Genomic DNA, 278 nt, shown 5'->3' with positions numbered 1-278 from the left:
CAGGTCATCCGAAGACTTTTCAACGTCAACCGGTTCGGACCTCCACTATGTGTTACCACAGCTTCATCCTACCCATGGGTAGATCACACGGTTTCGCGTCTAACACTACTGACTAAAGCGCCCTATTCAGACTCGCTTTCGCTACGGATCCAAGCCTTAAGCTCTTATCCTTGCCAGCAACGTTAACTCGTAGGCTCATTATTCAAAAGGCACGCCGTCACCCCACTTAAGGGCTCCGACCGCTTGTAAGCGTATGGTTTCAGGATCTATTTCACTCC

At 50.0% G+C, this 278-nt stretch carries 1 rRNA gene; it reads right to left on the bottom strand.

From position 1 onward, the window contains the following. A 23S ribosomal RNA gene (locus tag WFZ85_RS16360) occupies positions 1 to 278 on the bottom strand; the annotation flags it as partial.

Origin of the sequence: Flavobacterium aureirubrum (assembly GCF_038739835.1) — a bacterium.
GTDB classification, from domain to species: domain Bacteria; phylum Bacteroidota; class Bacteroidia; order Flavobacteriales; family Flavobacteriaceae; genus Flavobacterium; species Flavobacterium aureirubrum.
This window is presented reverse-complemented; position numbering and strand designations above follow the sequence as displayed.